16 protein-coding genes are annotated in these 14,834 nt (G+C 60.9%); 9 read left to right on the top strand and 7 right to left on the bottom strand.

All coding sequences use genetic code 11. The features are described 5' to 3' along the window. The first annotated feature begins 3 nt into the window (after positions 1-3). Positions 4-642 (top strand): class I SAM-dependent methyltransferase, encoded by a 639-nt coding sequence (locus tag BM344_RS13410; RefSeq protein ID WP_091991316.1) that lies wholly within the window; start codon positions 4-6, stop codon positions 640-642. A 4-nt stretch (positions 643-646) separates the two neighbouring features. Here the strand turns inward: BM344_RS13410 and BM344_RS13405 are convergent, their stop codons facing one another. Together BM344_RS13405 and BM344_RS13400 are read right to left on the bottom strand one after the other, a co-directional pair. Next, complete coding sequence (locus BM344_RS13405) at positions 647-1,603, bottom strand: PA2778 family cysteine peptidase (RefSeq protein ID WP_091991880.1); 957 nt, start codon at positions 1,601-1,603, stop codon at positions 647-649. Between the two features lie 57 nt (positions 1,604-1,660). Next, positions 1,661-2,062, bottom strand: a complete 402-nt coding sequence (locus BM344_RS13400; RefSeq protein ID WP_091991313.1) for a PA2779 family protein — start codon at positions 2,060-2,062, stop codon at positions 1,661-1,663. A 212-nt stretch (positions 2,063-2,274) separates the two neighbouring features. On the opposite strand from BM344_RS13400, the gene BM344_RS13395 reads away from it, so the two are divergent. Genes BM344_RS13395 through BM344_RS13385 form a run of 3 tightly spaced genes read left to right on the top strand, consistent with a single transcriptional unit; the run spans position 2,275 to position 5,046 of the window. After that, positions 2,275-3,930 carry a serine/threonine-protein kinase gene (locus BM344_RS13395; protein ID WP_228143647.1) on the top strand — a complete coding sequence of 552 codons (1,656 nt, stop codon included), beginning with the start codon at positions 2,275-2,277 and terminating at the stop codon, positions 3,928-3,930. Then, positions 3,930-4,682, top strand: a complete 753-nt coding sequence (locus tag BM344_RS13390) for a PP2C family protein-serine/threonine phosphatase (RefSeq protein ID WP_091991310.1) — start codon at positions 3,930-3,932, stop codon at positions 4,680-4,682. Before BM344_RS13395 ends, BM344_RS13390 begins: the two co-directional genes overlap by 1 nt. A 13-nt stretch (positions 4,683-4,695) precedes the next feature. After that, on the top strand, positions 4,696-5,046 hold the full coding sequence (locus BM344_RS13385; RefSeq protein ID WP_091991307.1) for an FHA domain-containing protein: 351 nt from the start codon (positions 4,696-4,698) through the stop codon (positions 5,044-5,046). Between the two features lie 19 nt (positions 5,047-5,065). Here BM344_RS13385 and BM344_RS13380 read toward each other — a convergent pair whose 3' ends face one another. The 5 genes from BM344_RS13380 to BM344_RS13360 form a co-directional block, all read right to left on the bottom strand. After that, positions 5,066-5,812: a glutamine amidotransferase gene (locus BM344_RS13380; protein WP_091991303.1), complete on the bottom strand. Its 747-nt coding sequence runs from the start codon at positions 5,810-5,812 to the stop codon at positions 5,066-5,068. Between the two features lie 33 nt (positions 5,813-5,845). Then, positions 5,846-6,571 (bottom strand): YebC/PmpR family DNA-binding transcriptional regulator, encoded by a 726-nt coding sequence (locus tag BM344_RS13375; RefSeq protein WP_091991300.1) that lies wholly within the window; start codon positions 6,569-6,571, stop codon positions 5,846-5,848. Positions 6,572-6,680: 109 nt separating this feature from the next. Next, positions 6,681-7,484, bottom strand: a complete 804-nt coding sequence (locus tag BM344_RS13370; protein WP_091991297.1) for an oxygen-binding di-iron domain-containing protein — start codon at positions 7,482-7,484, stop codon at positions 6,681-6,683. A gap of 146 nt (positions 7,485-7,630) precedes the next feature. Then, entirely contained in the window at positions 7,631-8,059 is a 429-nt protein-coding gene (locus BM344_RS13365; RefSeq protein ID WP_091991294.1) for an SRPBCC family protein, read from the bottom strand. 103 nt (positions 8,060-8,162) lie between these two features. Further along, the gene (locus tag BM344_RS13360) at positions 8,163-9,038 is read right to left on the bottom strand and encodes an AraC family transcriptional regulator (RefSeq protein WP_091991291.1); all 876 of its coding nucleotides are present in this window, start codon (positions 9,036-9,038) and stop codon (positions 8,163-8,165) included. Positions 9,039-9,206: 168 nt separating this feature from the next. Here BM344_RS13360 and BM344_RS13355 point away from each other — a divergent pair, with 168 nt between their 5' ends. The 5 genes from BM344_RS13355 to mmsB all read left to right on the top strand — a co-directional run bounded on the left by BM344_RS13355 (position 9,207) and on the right by mmsB (position 14,790). Further along, positions 9,207-10,700, top strand: a complete 1,494-nt coding sequence (locus BM344_RS13355; protein WP_091991288.1) for a CoA-acylating methylmalonate-semialdehyde dehydrogenase — start codon at positions 9,207-9,209, stop codon at positions 10,698-10,700. A gap of 92 nt (positions 10,701-10,792) precedes the next feature. After that, the gene (locus BM344_RS13350; RefSeq protein WP_091991285.1) at positions 10,793-11,959 is read left to right on the top strand and encodes an acyl-CoA dehydrogenase family protein; all 1,167 of its coding nucleotides are present in this window, start codon (positions 10,793-10,795) and stop codon (positions 11,957-11,959) included. A gap of 13 nt (positions 11,960-11,972) precedes the next feature. Beyond that, the gene (locus BM344_RS13345; protein WP_091991283.1) at positions 11,973-12,752 is read left to right on the top strand and encodes an enoyl-CoA hydratase; all 780 of its coding nucleotides are present in this window, start codon (positions 11,973-11,975) and stop codon (positions 12,750-12,752) included. A 36-nt stretch (positions 12,753-12,788) separates the two neighbouring features. After that, the gene (locus BM344_RS13340; protein ID WP_091991280.1) at positions 12,789-13,862 is read left to right on the top strand and encodes an enoyl-CoA hydratase/isomerase family protein; all 1,074 of its coding nucleotides are present in this window, start codon (positions 12,789-12,791) and stop codon (positions 13,860-13,862) included. A 40-nt stretch (positions 13,863-13,902) separates the two neighbouring features. Beyond that, a complete protein-coding gene (gene mmsB, locus BM344_RS13335; protein WP_091991876.1) occupies positions 13,903-14,790 on the top strand; it encodes a 3-hydroxyisobutyrate dehydrogenase in 888 nt (295 codons plus the stop codon). The last annotated feature ends 44 nt before the right edge of the window (positions 14,791-14,834 follow it).

The raw sequence follows: 14,834 nt of genomic DNA, 5'->3' as shown, positions 1-14,834 counted from the left end.
GTCATGACCCTGTGTCCAGTGTGCGAAACGTCGGCATTAGCCGAGTTTCGGGTGGTGAACGATCAGCGTTATCTCCGCTGTGCTGTCTGCCAGGCCACGGTGATGGACGAGAAGTGCCGGCTCTCACCCGAGCAGGAGCGGCAGATCTACGAGCTGCACGACAATGACCCATCCGATCCTGGCTACCGGAAATTTCTTTCGAAGTTGACCGAACCCTTGCTCCAGCGGCTTCCGCCTGAGGCTGCCGGCCTGGATTTCGGCTGCGGTCCCGGCCCGGCTCTGGCGACCATGCTTGAGTCCCGGGGCCTGTCAGTGAGCCTGTACGACCCGTTTTTCCACCCTGCGCCGGAGGTGTTGTCAGAAACCTATGATTTCATCACATGCACCGAGGTGGTGGAGCATCTCTACGCACCCGCCGAGGTGTTCCGGGAACTGGACCGCATGCTCAGGCCCGGCGGCTGGTTGGCGGTGATGACCTGTTTCCAGACCGACGACGATCGGTTTGATAACTGGCATTATCGCCGCGACCCCACGCACGTGGTGTTCTACCGGGCTGCCACTTTCGAGTGGCTTGCGGCGAAGTACGAATGGGTCCTGGAGATACCGGTAAAGGATGTGGCCCTGTTCAGGAAACCGTCCTAGACACTCAGCGAGCGCAGGCGGGCACTACCGGGCAGTTCTCCGGTTGCCCTGATGTGGTGTTCTCGGACCCTCGGAGCAGGTCCGAATCCCCAAAGCGCTCCGGTGCCAGCGTTGCGGCGCAGCGAGCGGCCCGGGTGGCTGAGGCTTTGCACTGCCTTGCCTCCAGCGCGTAGGCCAGATTGTTCCAACCTTCCGGAAACTCGGGAAACTGCCTGGTGGTGCGCAGGAAATGTTCGATGGCCTCCTCACGTTGTCCCAGTTGCCAGGCCAGATTGCCCCTGGCCATGGGAACAGCGGGCTGGTTCGGCCAGGTGGCCTCGGCGGTCCTGTAGGCAATGCCCGCCGCGGTTGTCCGCCCGGTGGTCTCGAGATCGTGGGCAGACTTCAGGAACCGCAGTGGTTCGGCCGTTGCCGGAACCTGATCCGGCGGGAGGATGGTCACGGCCCATTGATTGGCCCGTCCCCAGGTGTTGCTGAATACCTCCAGGTCGACGGGTTGCTGCTCGCGGGTATCGGTGTGCAGAATGAGGTCGCGTTGCCCGGCGTCGTAGCCGATAACCACGGCAAAGTGCCATTGCGGCCACCAATCGAACCTCAGGTTCTGCATAACCAGCACCGGGTTGCCAGCAGCCACCTCGGTCAGCAGGCTCTCCAGCGTTCCGTCCAGGGGATAGACCAGCATCCCATGGGCCCGGGCGCCAGCCACCATCTCTACCTGCAGGGTACCCTCACGGCCGGGAATATAAACCAGCTCCTTGAGTACCTCCGGTTGCGTCTCCAGTCCCTGACTGTTGAGCATCATGGCCAGGGATGCAGGGCCGCACTGGTAGCGCTCTTGGGGATAGAAGGGCACGTCCGACAGAATCACCCGTTCCGGCAGCGAGGGCTGCTCCGGTGCTTGCGAAGATGGCCACTTTGGCGCGCTGGCACATCCAGCCAGCAGGCTGACCACGATGACCATGGTCAGCCTGAGGCGGGCGGCCTTTTGGAAGATGGAAGGAAAGGCCACCTTTTGCCGTTATCGGATGCAGTTGATGAAGGGGAAGATATTTGTGGCGCAGAGCATATCGGTAATGATGAACACCAGCAGGAACAGCACGATTATGCCTACCACATCCTGCCCGGCGGGCGCTTCGGCCAATTGTTGCTCAAAATCCGCCAGCTCGGTGGGGGTGAGGTTCTGGATGCGTTCTTTGACCTGGTCCTGACTGACGCCCAGATCTGCCAGCTTGTCCTGCACATCCTGTCTTTCGAGCATGCTCAGCAACTGCTGTCGATCCAGCTGAACCTGTTGCTGCCCGATCATCTCGCCGGTTCCTACCATTCCGGCGGTCGCGGTGGCGGACCAGACGGAGCCAAGGGCCATCATCATGGCCATGAAAAACGAGACGTACCTCAGGTGCTTACGAATTCCAGACATGGTTCACTCCTCGTTGTTGGCTGCGCTACACGCAGCGGTTATTTCCTTTCGGTTGCCCAGAAAGGACGGTAGATCCGCGTGTTCGGTTCCCAAAGTATAGGATACGTGACCCTGCTCCCACGTAAACAAACACTTACAAAAAAAACCCTGCTTGCAGTATCGAACTGCCGCTGTGCTTTCTAAACTTGCTGGATTCAACCGCCATAACAAAGATGCCTGTGAACGCTATTACCGCTCTTATTCCTCGCCTGTTCAGCCTGCGGGTCGTTGTTCTCGTTATGGCTGTGGTGTTCGCCCTGGCCGGTGATCATTTTGCCCTTGTGGGTTGGGCAGACAGGGCGCTGTTCAGCATACTTGGAGTGCCCGAGGGTGACACACCGGCAGCGATACTGGCACCGGAGGCTTTGGGCCCTGCGATGGCCGACCGGGGGCTATCTCAGCCGCCCTGGTCGGACATGGCGGTCAGGGCAGGGCTGGCTATTACGGCACTGTACCTGGTGCTGGCAGTGCCGCTGATGGGTGCCGCTGTCTCCCTGCCGGTAACCCTGCTGTTTGGCGGTTCGCTGGTGGTTATCCAGGCCGCGTTGATGTTCTACCACAGTGCCTGGGTTCCCCTTGGCGTTGTACTGACCCTCCTGGTAGCGGGCTTTGTGATGATGCTGTTCTGGCTGCAACCCCAGAAGCACATCCGTGCGCTCACAGATAACGTGCGTGAGGCGCGGTTGCGGTTGTCGAGGCTGTTCCTGAAACAGGGCCACATCGACGAGGCCCTTGAGGCTCTTAACGGCTGCCCCACCTGTGCGGACGAACTGGATCTGCGCTACGACATCGCCATCCAGCAGGAACGTAAACGTCAGTACGACAGGGCAGCGGATACTTACCGCAGTATCCTGGAACGCCGGAGGGGCTTTCGCGACACGCCTGCACGCCTGGCCGCGCTCGAGAAACTGGCACCGGAGAACACAACTCTGTCCCCGGGCAGTTTCGACAGCACTCGCACCTTGTTGATGCCCGAACCTTCGGTCAGCCGACCGACGCTTGGGCGTTATGAAATCGAGCGGGAAATAGGTCGCGGCGCGATGGGCGTGGTCTACCTGGGCAAGGACCCGAAGATTGCCCGCACCGTTGCCATCAAGACCCTGAGCTACCAGGCCTTCGATGACGGGCAGATTGGGGATCTCAAGGAGCGATTTTTCCGGGAGGCCGAAGCCGCCGGGCGCCTGAATCATCCGGCGATTGTGACCGTCTATGATGTCGGTGAGGAGGCAGACCTCGCCTACATTGCCATGGATTACGCCAAGGGGCGGCCCCTCAGTGACTTTGGAAGGCCCGGTCGGTTGTTGCCTCTGCATCAGGTGCTGGACATTATTGCCCGGACGGCGGACGCCCTGGCCTATGCCCACAGCCAGAAGATCGTGCACCGCGATATCAAGCCCGGCAACATCATCTTCAATCCGGACACCGGCGATATCAAGATCACCGATTTTGGCATCGCCAAGATTTCCGATGATTCCCGTACCCGCACCGGTGCGGTCATGGGCAGTCCCCTGTATATGTCGCCGGAACAGTTGAAAGGCCAGAAAGTGACCGGGGCCTCTGATATCTACAGCCTGGGCGTCACCCTCTACAAGCTGGTCAGCGGCGAGACTCCCTACCAGGGCGACACCCTGGCCAATCTGACCTACCAGATTCTGAACAAACGCCCCCGCAGCGTCCGGGAGTTTAACGCGGAGCTGCCCAACGGAGTGGTTCGCCTGATCAACAAGGCCATCCAGCGAGAGCCGGACAAGCGCTTTGCCAGCGCCGCCACCATGGCGGAGGCCGTTCGTCGGCTGGCCGTGCGCGAAGCGCGCCAGGAGGTGTCCTGATGGGACTTGAGGTAGCCGGTCAGAGCCACGTGGGTGCTATCCGAAAATCGAATCAGGACGTTGTGGAGTGGCAGCTTTCCGAAGCCGCTGACCGGGCCTTGCTTGTGGTGGCTGATGGCATGGGCGGCCATCAGGGCGGCGAGGTTGCCAGCCGGTTGGCGGTCGATGCGGTTATGGACGCCGCTGGCCAGGCGCTCGCCTGCACGCCCCCGGATGCGCCGGATCATGAGATAAGGAAGATTCTGGATCGCAGCTTCGTGCTGGCCAACGACCGGATCAAGGCCCGAAGGGCAGAGGAGCCCGGGCTGGAAAAAATGGGCACGACCTTGGTGCTTGCCTGGGTGAGTGGCAGTCGGGCGCATATTGCCCACATTGGCGATTCCCGTTGTTACCGCCTGCGCAAGCAGCAGGCCGTGTGCCTGACCCGGGACGACACCGTGGTTCAGAACATGCTTGAGGACGGCAGCATCACCCTGGCCGATGTGCCCCATGTGCCGTTCCGGAACGTGCTGACCCGGGCGGTGGGGTCTGTGGATGAGGCGGCGCCCAGCCACCGCACGGAAATCCTGGAGCCAGGCGATGCGCTGTTACTGTGTTCCGATGGACTGACCGACTCGGTATCCGAAGAGCGGTGGCCCGGGATTGTTCATTCTCACGACGGGCCTGCGTCCGCCGTCCAAGCCCTGATCGAGGCCGGTCTTGCCAACGGCGCCGGTGACAATGTGTCTGTGGTACTACTGACTCTGGAGTAACGAGGAAACTGACATGGCTTCATTTTCGCAACTGGTCGATAACGTTGTGGTGAACACTTTTGAGCTGAGCCAGCCGGAAACCCGTATCGGGCGGCGCCCGGACAACGACATCCAGATTGATGAAATCTCGGTAAGTGGCCAGCACGCGTTGATTGAGGCCGTCCCCAATGCCTATCTCGACGGTACCGTGGATTACTACATTACCGACAGCAACAGCACCAACGGCACCTTCGTGAACGAGCTGAGAATCAGCGGCCGACAGCGGCTGAACAGCAACGACGTGGTGCGTATTGGCTGGAATGAATTCCGCTTTATTGATGAAGAGGAGCAGGCACTGGAGAAAACCGCCTACATTCTCGACTGACCAGAGGAAAGGGATCGCCCTACCGGAGGCGGTCCTTCACTAACTGGCTGAATCGGGGCAGCAGGGAGGACGCATCGGGAGCTGGCTTCACGCCCGACATCAGCGCCTCTGCGTCCAGCCCTTCACGGGTCAGATCCGGGGCCTGAACCCTCAGGTAAGCGCTCATGACCGCATCGGTGAACTCGGGGTGAAACTGCACGCCCCAGGCACAAGGGCCCACCCGGAAAGCCTGATGAGGCTCGAACCGGTTGCGGCCCAGCAGCACCGCGCCTTCGGGCAGTCGCAGCACTGATTGCCGATGTGTCAACTGGGCCGGAAACCGTGTGGGAAGGTCCCGGAACAGGGCGTCCGAGGCAGCTGCTGGCAGCAGCTCCACCTCGTGAGTGCCGGTCTCTCGACCTTTCGGGTGGTACCCGGCTTCGCCCCCCAGAGCATGGGCCAGCAGCTGATGCCCGTAGCACACGCCCAATACCGGTACCTCGCTTTCAACCGCCCGGACCAGCCAGCGGCCGGCATTTTCGCTCCACTCCGCGCGGTCGCTCACCATGGCGGGTGAGCCAGTAACAACAATACCGTCCCAGTCTTCAGGGTTGCCGGGCAGCTCCCCGGCTTCGGCGTTGGCAACGGTAATGTCCAGCTCGTCAGACAGCCCCCGCAGGAACCATTGATCAAAATCGCCAAACCGCGCCTTGAGGTCCGGATAGGTGGAGCCGGTTTTCAACACGACCACCCTGGCTTTGCGGATTCCTGAGGCGTTGCTTTGCATTCTGTTGTTGTCCTGCGTGGCTGGGCTAGAAGTTTACTGGTCGGGAAGTTCTGCGTTGTGGAACACGTTCTGAACGTCGTCCAGTTCATTCAGCATGTCGAGGAATTTCTCGAACATGGGAATGTCGTCGCCTTCCACCGGGGTGGTGGTCTTGGGCAGGAACTGGATCTCGTCCACCTCGAAATCGATGCCCTCGATGGCATCCACCAGGGCCTGACGCGCCTTGGCATACTCGGTGTTCGGAGTGAACACGGTGATCAGACCGTCTTCATTCTCGATATCGGTAACATCGACATCGGCTTCCATCAGCGCTTCCAGCACGGCCTCTTCATCGTCACCCTTGAACGCAAAGATAGCCGAGTGGTCGAACATATGAGCGACGGCGCCGGGGGTGCCAATCTTGCACTTGGTTTTGGTGAACGCCAGGCGCACATCGCCAAAGGTGCGGTTCGGGTTATCGGTCAGACAGTCCACGATCACCATGCAGTTGCCCGGTCCGTAGCCCTCGTAACGGGCCGGAGAGTAGTCTTCTCCAGCGCCGCCTTTGGCCTTGTCGATGGCCTTCTCGATCACATGGGAAGGCACCTGGTCTTTCTTCGCCCGGTCGATCAGACCACGCAGGGACAGGTTGGCCTGCGGGTCGGTGCCGCCGGACTTGGCGGCCATGTAGATCTCGCGGCCGTACTTGCTGTAGACCTTGGTTTTCGCCGCGGCCGTCTTGGCCATGGATTCTTTGCGGTTCTGGTAGGCTCTGCCCATTTGCGCTGCCTCTTGATGCTCGGGAAAGGGCCGGATTTTACTCAACATTGCCCGTTTGGGACAGGCTTATTTGGCCCCTTGTTCCAGCGCTTCTGGCGAGCGCCCGGCCTTACGACACATAGTCCACCGGACGCCGGTAGTTCTCCTGTGTCATCAGGTCTATTCCGCACTCCATCTCGCTGACCCAGGTCAGGAAGCGATCGACCATCAGGGGCCCTTCAAACCGTTTCCCATGCTGGGGAACAATCATCGCCACGTCCATCCCCCGAATCATATCCGCCCAGAGGGCGCAGACTTTCCGTGAGCCAATGTAGCGCCGGTGAAAGCCCACCATGTTCGGGATATGCTGGTCGAAGTCGGCCACCGGCAGGTGATCATCCGAACTGCCCATGGAGGCACCCAGGTCTCCGGAGAACAGAATCTTAGAGACCGGATCGTAGAACTGCAGGTTGCCTACCGAGTGCATGAAATGGGCCGGGAGGCACTGCAGGTAGCTATCGCCAAACCGCACGTTGGCCCCGGCATCCGGCACACCGATAATCCGGTCGTATACGCTGCCGCTGAGCTGATTGGTCACGTAGCCGGAAACAAGATGCGGCAGGAACCGTGCCCAGAGCCGGGATGTCACGATTTTGGCCCGGGTGTGGACAATCCAGCGGTCGATGGCGCCAATGATATCCGGGTCCTGGTGCGAGGCGAACACATAGTCCATATCCCGCAGATTCATGTAGCGCGAGGCCGCGACCGAGAGCGGGGTGTAGGTGAGGTCGCCGCCCGGGTCGATCAGCGCTTCGTGTTTTCCGTCCACAATCAGGAACTGGTTGGACTGAACGCCCTCACCGGTTACCAGGGAATCGAACATGAGGCATTTGTGGTGCCCGTTGTCGAACAGAACGATGGGATCGTTGGCCATTCAGGTCTCCCGCAGAAATCAGATAAAACCGGCCACGGGGCCGGTTGGTGCAAGCTGCGCGGAGATTACAGAATTGACAAAAGCCAACAATTGCCTCAGGTCAATTACCTGATATTCCTCAAGTAACGTTTTGTTGATACCGGCGTTCAGGCCAGCTTCGGTACACGTTTTATGCCCCGGCGAAGGCCTTGCTCGAGCGCCGTGCTCACCACCTTGCCAGTGAGCGGTACGATGTCCTCGAAGGTGATGGTGTACTTCAGCCGTGTGCCGCCATCGGGGGTTTCGTCGAACCGGATGCGCCCGTGATGATTGCGGATCGGGCTGAGGCTGGTAATGGCGTATTCGATCAGGGAGTCCGGTTCGAAATTCAGCACGGTCTCCTCAAGGCCGATCGGACCGATACCGATCTTGCGAACCGAGCCGATGCCGTTGGGGTCGGCCTGGTCGCTGTCCTTGATCCGCTTTACCGGCGCACCGAGCAGCTTGCCGAAACGGTGGTGATCGGCGAACAGGGCAAAGACTTTTCGTCGCGGCACATCAAAGGTTTCATCAATTTCAATGGTGTACATGGCCATGGGCTCACTCTTTTCGTTAGCGGATAATCCAAGCCTAACCGCTTGGCTCCTACAACAAAAGTCGTAGCAGGCGGCACATGCCAGTCTGGCCCGCTGCGCCCTGTCAGTGTCTTGCAGTGTGGCGATAGTCGCGCGGCGACTGGCCCATCACCTTCTTGAAAAGCCGGGAAAAATAATAGGCGTCGTCGTAGCCCAGGCGCCGGCTGATATCGGCGAAACTCGAGCTGGTGGTGTCGAGCAGCTGGCAGGCGCGCTCCACCTTCAGGTGCAGAAAATGCTGAATGGGGGAGGTGCCGGTCTGCTCCCGGTAGCGGGTGGCGAAATGCGCCGGAGACAAGCCGGCCAGATCCGCCAGTTCCTCGAGACTGATGCGTTCGTCCAGGTGCTCCCGCATGTAGTTGTGAATGGTGTCCAGCTCTGCCTGGCGTTCATGCCCGGTTTCGTCCGCGTTGATCGGCACCGCCGCCAGTAGCTGGCGAAGGCGGTTTGCCGCGTGGATCAGGCCCCGGGCCCGGAAACCGGTCTGGCGTACCGACAGCAGCCCGTTGAAATCCACCAGCAGGCGTGGCTGTCGGCCGAGGTGGCGTATGCGTGTGGGGCCGTCAAAACCCATGTAGTTCCGGAAATCCTCCGCCAGGGGGCCGGTGTAGTGCACCCAGTGGATGGTCCAGGGATTGTCCGGGTCGGCGGTGTAGCGGTGGTTGGCACCGGCCGGCAACAGGAGCAGGTCTCCGGCTTCCACGGTGTAGGGTTCGCCCAGCACGTTCAGGAACGCCTTGCCCTCGGTGCAGTAGATCAAAAGATTGTCGTGGTGATGCTCCCGGTGCATATGGTGTCCCGTCGCCCGGCGATAATGGCCAAAGGCCAGCGGGTACAGGTCCCGCGTCAGCGGGTGGCTCGCCAACAGGCGAATAATTGGCTCCGGAACCACGTAACGGATGCTGTCCTTCGGCACTGGCCACTGGGAGGTCTGGGTCATGGATTGCCCCGTTGGTTGTCTCGCTATCGAAAAATAGTCCATCATGGGCGAAATTTAGTCAATCACCCATCCGGCGAACCCATGCTAGCCTTTTGGAAATCGTGGCTGCTCCCTCAGAGTTAAAGGGTGCGGCCGGCCCCACGCACAACAACAAACAGGGATATCAACATGAAAAATGTTCCGCTGTATCTCGCCGGCGAATTCGTCGACAGCCAGACCAGTGAATGGATCGACGTTACTAACCCCGCCACCAACGAAGTGATCGCCAAGGCGCCGTGCACCACCGACGCCGAGATGCGCCGCGCCATCGAAAGCGCCGGAGAGGTGTTCAAAACCTGGAAAGAAGTACCGGTGTCCGAGCGCGCCCGTGTGATGCTGCGCTACCAGGCTCTGTTGAAAGAGCACCACGACGAGATTGCCGAAATCCTCTCCCAGGAAACCGGCAAGACGTTTGATGACGCCAAGGGCGACGTATGGCGCGGTATCGAGGTTGTTGAACACGCCGCCAACGTGGCTTCCATGATGATGGGCGAGACCGTCGAGAACGTGGCACGCGAGGTGGATACCCACTCCTGGATCCAGCCGCTGGGCGTGTGTGCGGGTATTACCCCGTTCAACTTTCCGGCCATGATTCCGTTGTGGATGTTCCCGATGGCCATCGCCTGCGGTAACACCTTTATCCTCAAGCCTTCCGAGCAGGATCCGCTGACACCGATGCGCCTTGCCGAGCTGTTCGAACAGGCCGGTGCGCCCAAGGGCGTTCTTCAGGTGGTACATGGCGGCAAGGAGCAGGTGGATGTACTGCTGACTGATCCTGCCATCAAGGCGGTGTCATTCGTGGGCTCTGTGCCTGTCGGCCGTTATATCTACGAAACCGGCACCCGCCACATGAAGCGTGTACAGAGCTTCGCCGGCGCCAAGAACCATATGGTGATCATGCCGGATGCCGACAAGCAGCAGGTGCTCAACGCCCTGGTAGGCGCCTCCGTAGGTGCCGCCGGCCAGCGCTGCATGGCGATCTCCGTGGCCGTATTCGTGGGCGAGGCCCAGCAGTGGATTCCGGAGTTGAAGGAAGCCATGGCGAAAGTGCGCCCGGGTGCCTGGAACGACTCCGGTGCCAGCTACGGCCCGATCATCTCCGCCAAGGCCAAGGACCGTATCGAGTCCCTGATCGCCACCGGTGAGGCCCAGGGCGCGAAACTGCTGCTCGACGGCCGCGGTTGCACCGTAGACGGTCTGCCCGATGGCAACTGGGTGGGCCCGACCCTGTTCTCCGGTGTGACCACCGAGATGGACATCTACAACGAGGAAATCTTCGGCCCGGTACTGTCCTGTGTCGAGCTGGACAGCCTGGGTGAGGCCATCGAGCTGATCAACAAGAGCCCGTACGGCAATGGTGTGTCTATCTTCACCAGCTCCGGTGGTGCGGCCCGTCGCTTCCAGCACGAGATTGATGTGGGCCAGGTGGGCGTGAACATTCCCATTCCGGTGCCCCTGCCGTTCTTCTCGTTCACCGGCTGGAAGGGCTCCTTCTACGGTGACCAGCACGCTTACGGCAAGCAGGCGGTGCGCTTCTACACCGAAACCAAGACGGTTACTTCCCGCTGGTTCTCCAGTGAAGCGACCAGCTCGGAAGCCAACTTCTCGATCCAGTTGCGTTAATTGCGTTGAAGGTGGGGTGTTTGGGCCGGAACTCGTTTCCGGCCCCTTCTTTTCCCCTCTGAGCCAGGTTCTCTTTATTCTGGAGCGTAACGATGGACTTTAACCTGACCGAAGACCAACTGGCGTTTCGCGAGGCGGCACGGGCGTTTGCGGAAAAATCCATGGCGCCCCACGCGGCCAAGTGGGACGACGAGCACATTTTCCCGGTGGATGTGATGAAGGAAGCCGGCGAGATGGGCTTCATGGGCATGTACACCCCGGAAGCCCTGGGTGGTATGGGCCTGTCCCGGCTTGATACCTCGGTGATTGTGGAAGAGCTGGCCGCTGCCTGCCCTTCAACAGCGGCCTTTATCACCATTCACAACATGGCCACCTGGATGGTCGCCAGTTTTGCCTCCGACGACCTCAAGCAGGAAATCGTGCCCAAGCTGGCCAGCGGTGAGTGGCTGGCGTCCTACTGCCTGACCGAGCCCGGCGCCGGTTCCGACGCGGCCAGCCTGCGGACCAAGGCCGTGCGCGATGGCGACAGCTACGTGATCAATGGCAGTAAAGTATTCATTTCCGGCGCCGGTGCCACCGACATACTGGTGCTGATGGCCCGTACCGGGGCGCCGGATTCCGGCTACAAGGGCATTTCTACCTTTGTGGTTCCGGCGGACGCCGACGGCATTTCCTATGGCAAGAACGAGGAAAAGCTGGGCTGGCACAGCCAGCCGACCCGGATGATCAGCCTGGAGAACGTGCGTATTCCCGCCAGCAACCGCGTGGGCGAGGAGGGCGACGGTTTCGCCATCGCCATGAAGGGCCTCGATGGTGGCCGGCTGAATATTGCTACCTGTTCCCTTGGTGGTGCCCAGGCGGCGCTGGTTCGTGCCCGCAATTACATGCACGAACGTGAACAGTTCGGCAAACCACTGGCGGCGTTCCAGGCGTTGCAGTTCAAACTGGCCGACATGGCCACCAACCTGGTGGCGGCGCGGCAGATGGTTCGCCTCGGCGCCTTCAAGCTCGACAACGCCGACCCGGAAGCCACGTTGCACTGTGCCATGGCCAAACGGTTTGCCACTGATGCCTGTTTTGAGGTGGTCAACGACGCGCTGCAACTGCACGGTGGCTACGGTTACATCCGCGAGTATCCGCTGGAGCGTTACCTGCGGGATTTGCGGGTGCACCAGATCCTGGAAGGCACCAACGAAATCATGCGCCTGATTGTGGCCCGTCGTCTGCTTGATGACGGCGTGGCGGAAGCGATTCAATAACAAGGAGAACCCCATGAGCGATCTTATCCAGCTCGAAAAGCGCGGGCACATCGCGATCCTCACCATTAATAATCCTCCGGCCAACACCTGGACCAGGGATTCCCTGATTGCCCTGATCGACATCGTCCGGGAACTGAACGAAGACCGGAACATCTTTGCCCTGGTGATGACCGGGCAGGGCGAGAAGTTTTACTCCGCCGGCGCCGACCTGAAAACCTTCGCCGACGGCGACAAGGCCCGTGCCAACGAGATGGCCCAGCTGTTCGGCGAGGCCTTCTCCACTCTGGGACGTTTCCGTGGCGTTTCCATCGCCGCAGTGAACGGCTATGCCATGGGTGGCGGCCTGGAATGCGCCATGGCCTGTGACATCCGCATTGCCGAGGAACACGCCCAGATGGCTCTGCCCGAGGCCGGCGTGGGCCTGCTGCCCTGCGCGGGCGGCACCCAGAATCTGCCCTGGCTGGTAGGCGAGGGCTGGGCCAAGCGCATGATCCTGTGCGGCGAACGTGTAAAGGCAGACAAAGCCCTGCAGATTGGTCTCGTGGAAGAGGTGGTCCCCTCCGGCAAGAGCCTGGAGAAAGCCCTGGAACTGGCGGAAATGGCTTGCAAGCAGAGCCCGTCCTCCACCGCCCGCTGCAAGACCCTGGTGATGAGCGCCCGCGACGGCCGCAGCCATGATGACGGCTGGCGTATGGAGCGGGAACTGTTCGTGGAACTGTTCTCCACCGAAGACCAGAAAGAAGGCGTGAATGCGTTTCTCGACAAGCGCAAGCCGGAATGGAAAAACCGCTGAAGCCGGCGCCCGAACCCGCTGGCCCAAGGACCTGTTATGAGTGATCAACCGATTATCTTTGAAGAGTGGAAAACCGGCGATGGCGCACTGATTGCCGTTGCCCGGCTGAACACGCCCAAGGCGCTCAACTCCCTGTCCCTGGAGATGATCCGGCTGCTGACACCGCAACTGAAGCGGTGGGCGGACGACCCGGCGATCCAGGCCGTGTGGCTGGAAGCCGAGGGCGACAAGGCCTTTTGCGCCGGCGGTGACATCGTCGCCCTGTATCGCAGCATGACCGAGCCACAAGGCGCCAGCGAGGGTGAGGCCTTCTTCACCGAGGAATACGAGCTGGATTATCTGATCCACACCTTTGCCAAGCCCATTGTGTGCTGGGGCCATGGCATTGTGATGGGCGGCGGCATGGGCATTATGGAAGGCGCTTCCCATCGGGTGGTCACCGAAAGCTCGAAGCTGGCCATGCCCGAAATCACCATCGGTCTTTACCCGGATGTTGGTGCCGGCTGGTTCCTGAACCGGACGCCGGGTCGCACCGGCCTGTTCCTGGGACTGACCGGTGCTCGCCTGAACGGTGCCGATGCCATCTTCACAGGCCTGGCCGACCGCTTTATCCGGCACGACCTCAAGGCCGACGTGGTGGCCGAGCTGTGCAAACGCAACTGGCAGGGTGAAGATGCCCATGCGGTGGTTGGCAGCGTATTGCGCCAGTACGAGGGCGAAAGCGCAGACGCCATGCCAGAATCGCCGGTGCGCACTCATTTTGATGAGATCAACCGGGTAACAGATGCCGACACCCTGGAAGCCACCGTGGACCAGCTCAAGGAGCTGTCCGGCGGCGACGGCTGGGTCGCCAAGGCCACCCGTTCGCTGGCAGGGGCCTCGCCCACGTCTCTTGCCCTGGTGTGGCGCCACCTTCATGGCTGCAAGCACAACAGCCTCAAGGAGGTGCTCGACAAGGAGCTGGTGCTGTCCACCAAGTGCCTGAGCAAAGGCGAGTTCGCAGAAGGCATCCGCGCACTGCTGATCGACAAGGACCAGCAGCCCCGCTGGCGCTACGCGTCCCTGGCCGAAATGGACAGCGCCTGGATCGAAGACTTTTTCAAAGCGTAATCCGACCAACATTCAGACTATAAGAACAAGGGGAATGAACATGGCAAACATTACCTTCATCGGCCTCGGTAACATGGGCGGCCCCATGGCCAGCAATCTGGTGAAAGCCGGCCACGAAGTGACGGTCTTCGACCTGTCCAAGGACGCGGTTGCCGCACTGGTATCCGAAGGCGCGAAAACCGCGGATACCGCTCACCAGGCCGCAGATGGCGCCGAGTGTGTGATCACCATGCTGCCGGCAGGGCAGCATGTGGAAGCGGTGTACCTGGGCGACGACGGCCTGCTGGCGAAACTGCCAGCCGGTACCCTGGTGATTGATTCCTCCACCATTGCGCCGGAGACTGCCCGGGGCGTTGCCGAAGTGGCCCGTGCCAAGGACATTCCGTTCCTTGATGCGCCCGTGTCCGGCGGCGTCGGCGGTGCCAAGGCGGGTACTCTGACGTTTATCTGCGGCGGTGCCGAAGAGGCGTTCAACCAGGCCAAGCCGATTCTGGACGCCATGGGCAAGAACATCTTCCACGCCGGTGACCACGGCTCGGGCCAGGTAGCCAAGATCTGCAACAACATGCTGCTGGCCATCCTGATGGCCGGTACCAGCGAGGCCCTGGCACTGGGCGTGAAGAACGGCCTGGATCCGGCGGTGCTCTCGGAAATCATGAAGCAGAGCTCCGGCGGCAACTGGGCGCTGAACGTCTACAACCCGTGGCCGGGAGTGATGGAAGGCGTGCCCGCCTCACGCAACTATGAGGGCGGCTTCCTGGTGAACCTGATGACCAAGGATCTGGGGCTGGCCTTCGACAACGCAGTGAAGAACCAGGCGTCCATCCCCATGGGCTCGCTGGCCCGCAACCTGTTCCAGCTTCATGCCGGGCAGGGTAATGGCACCCTGGACTTCTCCAGCATCCAGCGGCTCTACAAGCCGGAATAAATCAGCGCCAGAGAAAGCAGGGGCAGGGTGAAGCGTTCACCCGC

It is taken from the genome of Marinobacter gudaonensis (assembly GCF_900115175.1).
GTDB lineage: Bacteria > Pseudomonadota > Gammaproteobacteria > Pseudomonadales > Oleiphilaceae > Marinobacter > Marinobacter gudaonensis.
This window is presented reverse-complemented; position numbering and strand designations above follow the sequence as displayed.

Bases quoted from the DNA above. Each gene is read 5' to 3' on its own strand.
- BM344_RS13350 (WP_091991285.1), top strand. From the start codon at position 10,793: ATGGACTTTAACCTGACCGAAGACCAACTGGCGTTTCGCGAGGCGGCA.
- BM344_RS13400 (WP_091991313.1), bottom strand. From the start codon at position 2,062: ATGTCTGGAATTCGTAAGCACCTGAGGTACGTCTCGTTTTTCATGGCC.
- BM344_RS13410 (WP_091991316.1), top strand. From the start codon at position 4: ATGACCCTGTGTCCAGTGTGCGAAACGTCGGCATTAGCCGAGTTTCGG.
- BM344_RS13360 (WP_091991291.1), bottom strand. From the start codon at position 9,038: ATGACCCAGACCTCCCAGTGGCCAGTGCCGAAGGACAGCATCCGTTAC.
- BM344_RS13380 (WP_091991303.1), bottom strand. From the start codon at position 5,812: ATGCAAAGCAACGCCTCAGGAATCCGCAAAGCCAGGGTGGTCGTGTTG.
- BM344_RS13395 (WP_228143647.1), top strand. From the start codon at position 2,275: ATGCCTGTGAACGCTATTACCGCTCTTATTCCTCGCCTGTTCAGCCTG.
- BM344_RS13385 (WP_091991307.1), top strand. From the start codon at position 4,696: ATGGCTTCATTTTCGCAACTGGTCGATAACGTTGTGGTGAACACTTTT.
- BM344_RS13390 (WP_091991310.1), top strand. From the start codon at position 3,930: ATGGGACTTGAGGTAGCCGGTCAGAGCCACGTGGGTGCTATCCGAAAA.
- BM344_RS13365 (WP_091991294.1), bottom strand. From the start codon at position 8,059: ATGGCCATGTACACCATTGAAATTGATGAAACCTTTGATGTGCCGCGA.
- BM344_RS13405 (WP_091991880.1), bottom strand. From the start codon at position 1,603: ATGGTCATCGTGGTCAGCCTGCTGGCTGGATGTGCCAGCGCGCCAAAG.
- BM344_RS13370 (WP_091991297.1), bottom strand. From the start codon at position 7,484: ATGGCCAACGATCCCATCGTTCTGTTCGACAACGGGCACCACAAATGC.
- BM344_RS13345 (WP_091991283.1), top strand. From the start codon at position 11,973: ATGAGCGATCTTATCCAGCTCGAAAAGCGCGGGCACATCGCGATCCTC.
- BM344_RS13340 (WP_091991280.1), top strand. From the start codon at position 12,789: ATGAGTGATCAACCGATTATCTTTGAAGAGTGGAAAACCGGCGATGGC.
- BM344_RS13375 (WP_091991300.1), bottom strand. From the start codon at position 6,571: ATGGGCAGAGCCTACCAGAACCGCAAAGAATCCATGGCCAAGACGGCC.
- mmsB (WP_091991876.1), top strand. From the start codon at position 13,903: ATGGCAAACATTACCTTCATCGGCCTCGGTAACATGGGCGGCCCCATG.
- BM344_RS13355 (WP_091991288.1), top strand. From the start codon at position 9,207: ATGAAAAATGTTCCGCTGTATCTCGCCGGCGAATTCGTCGACAGCCAG.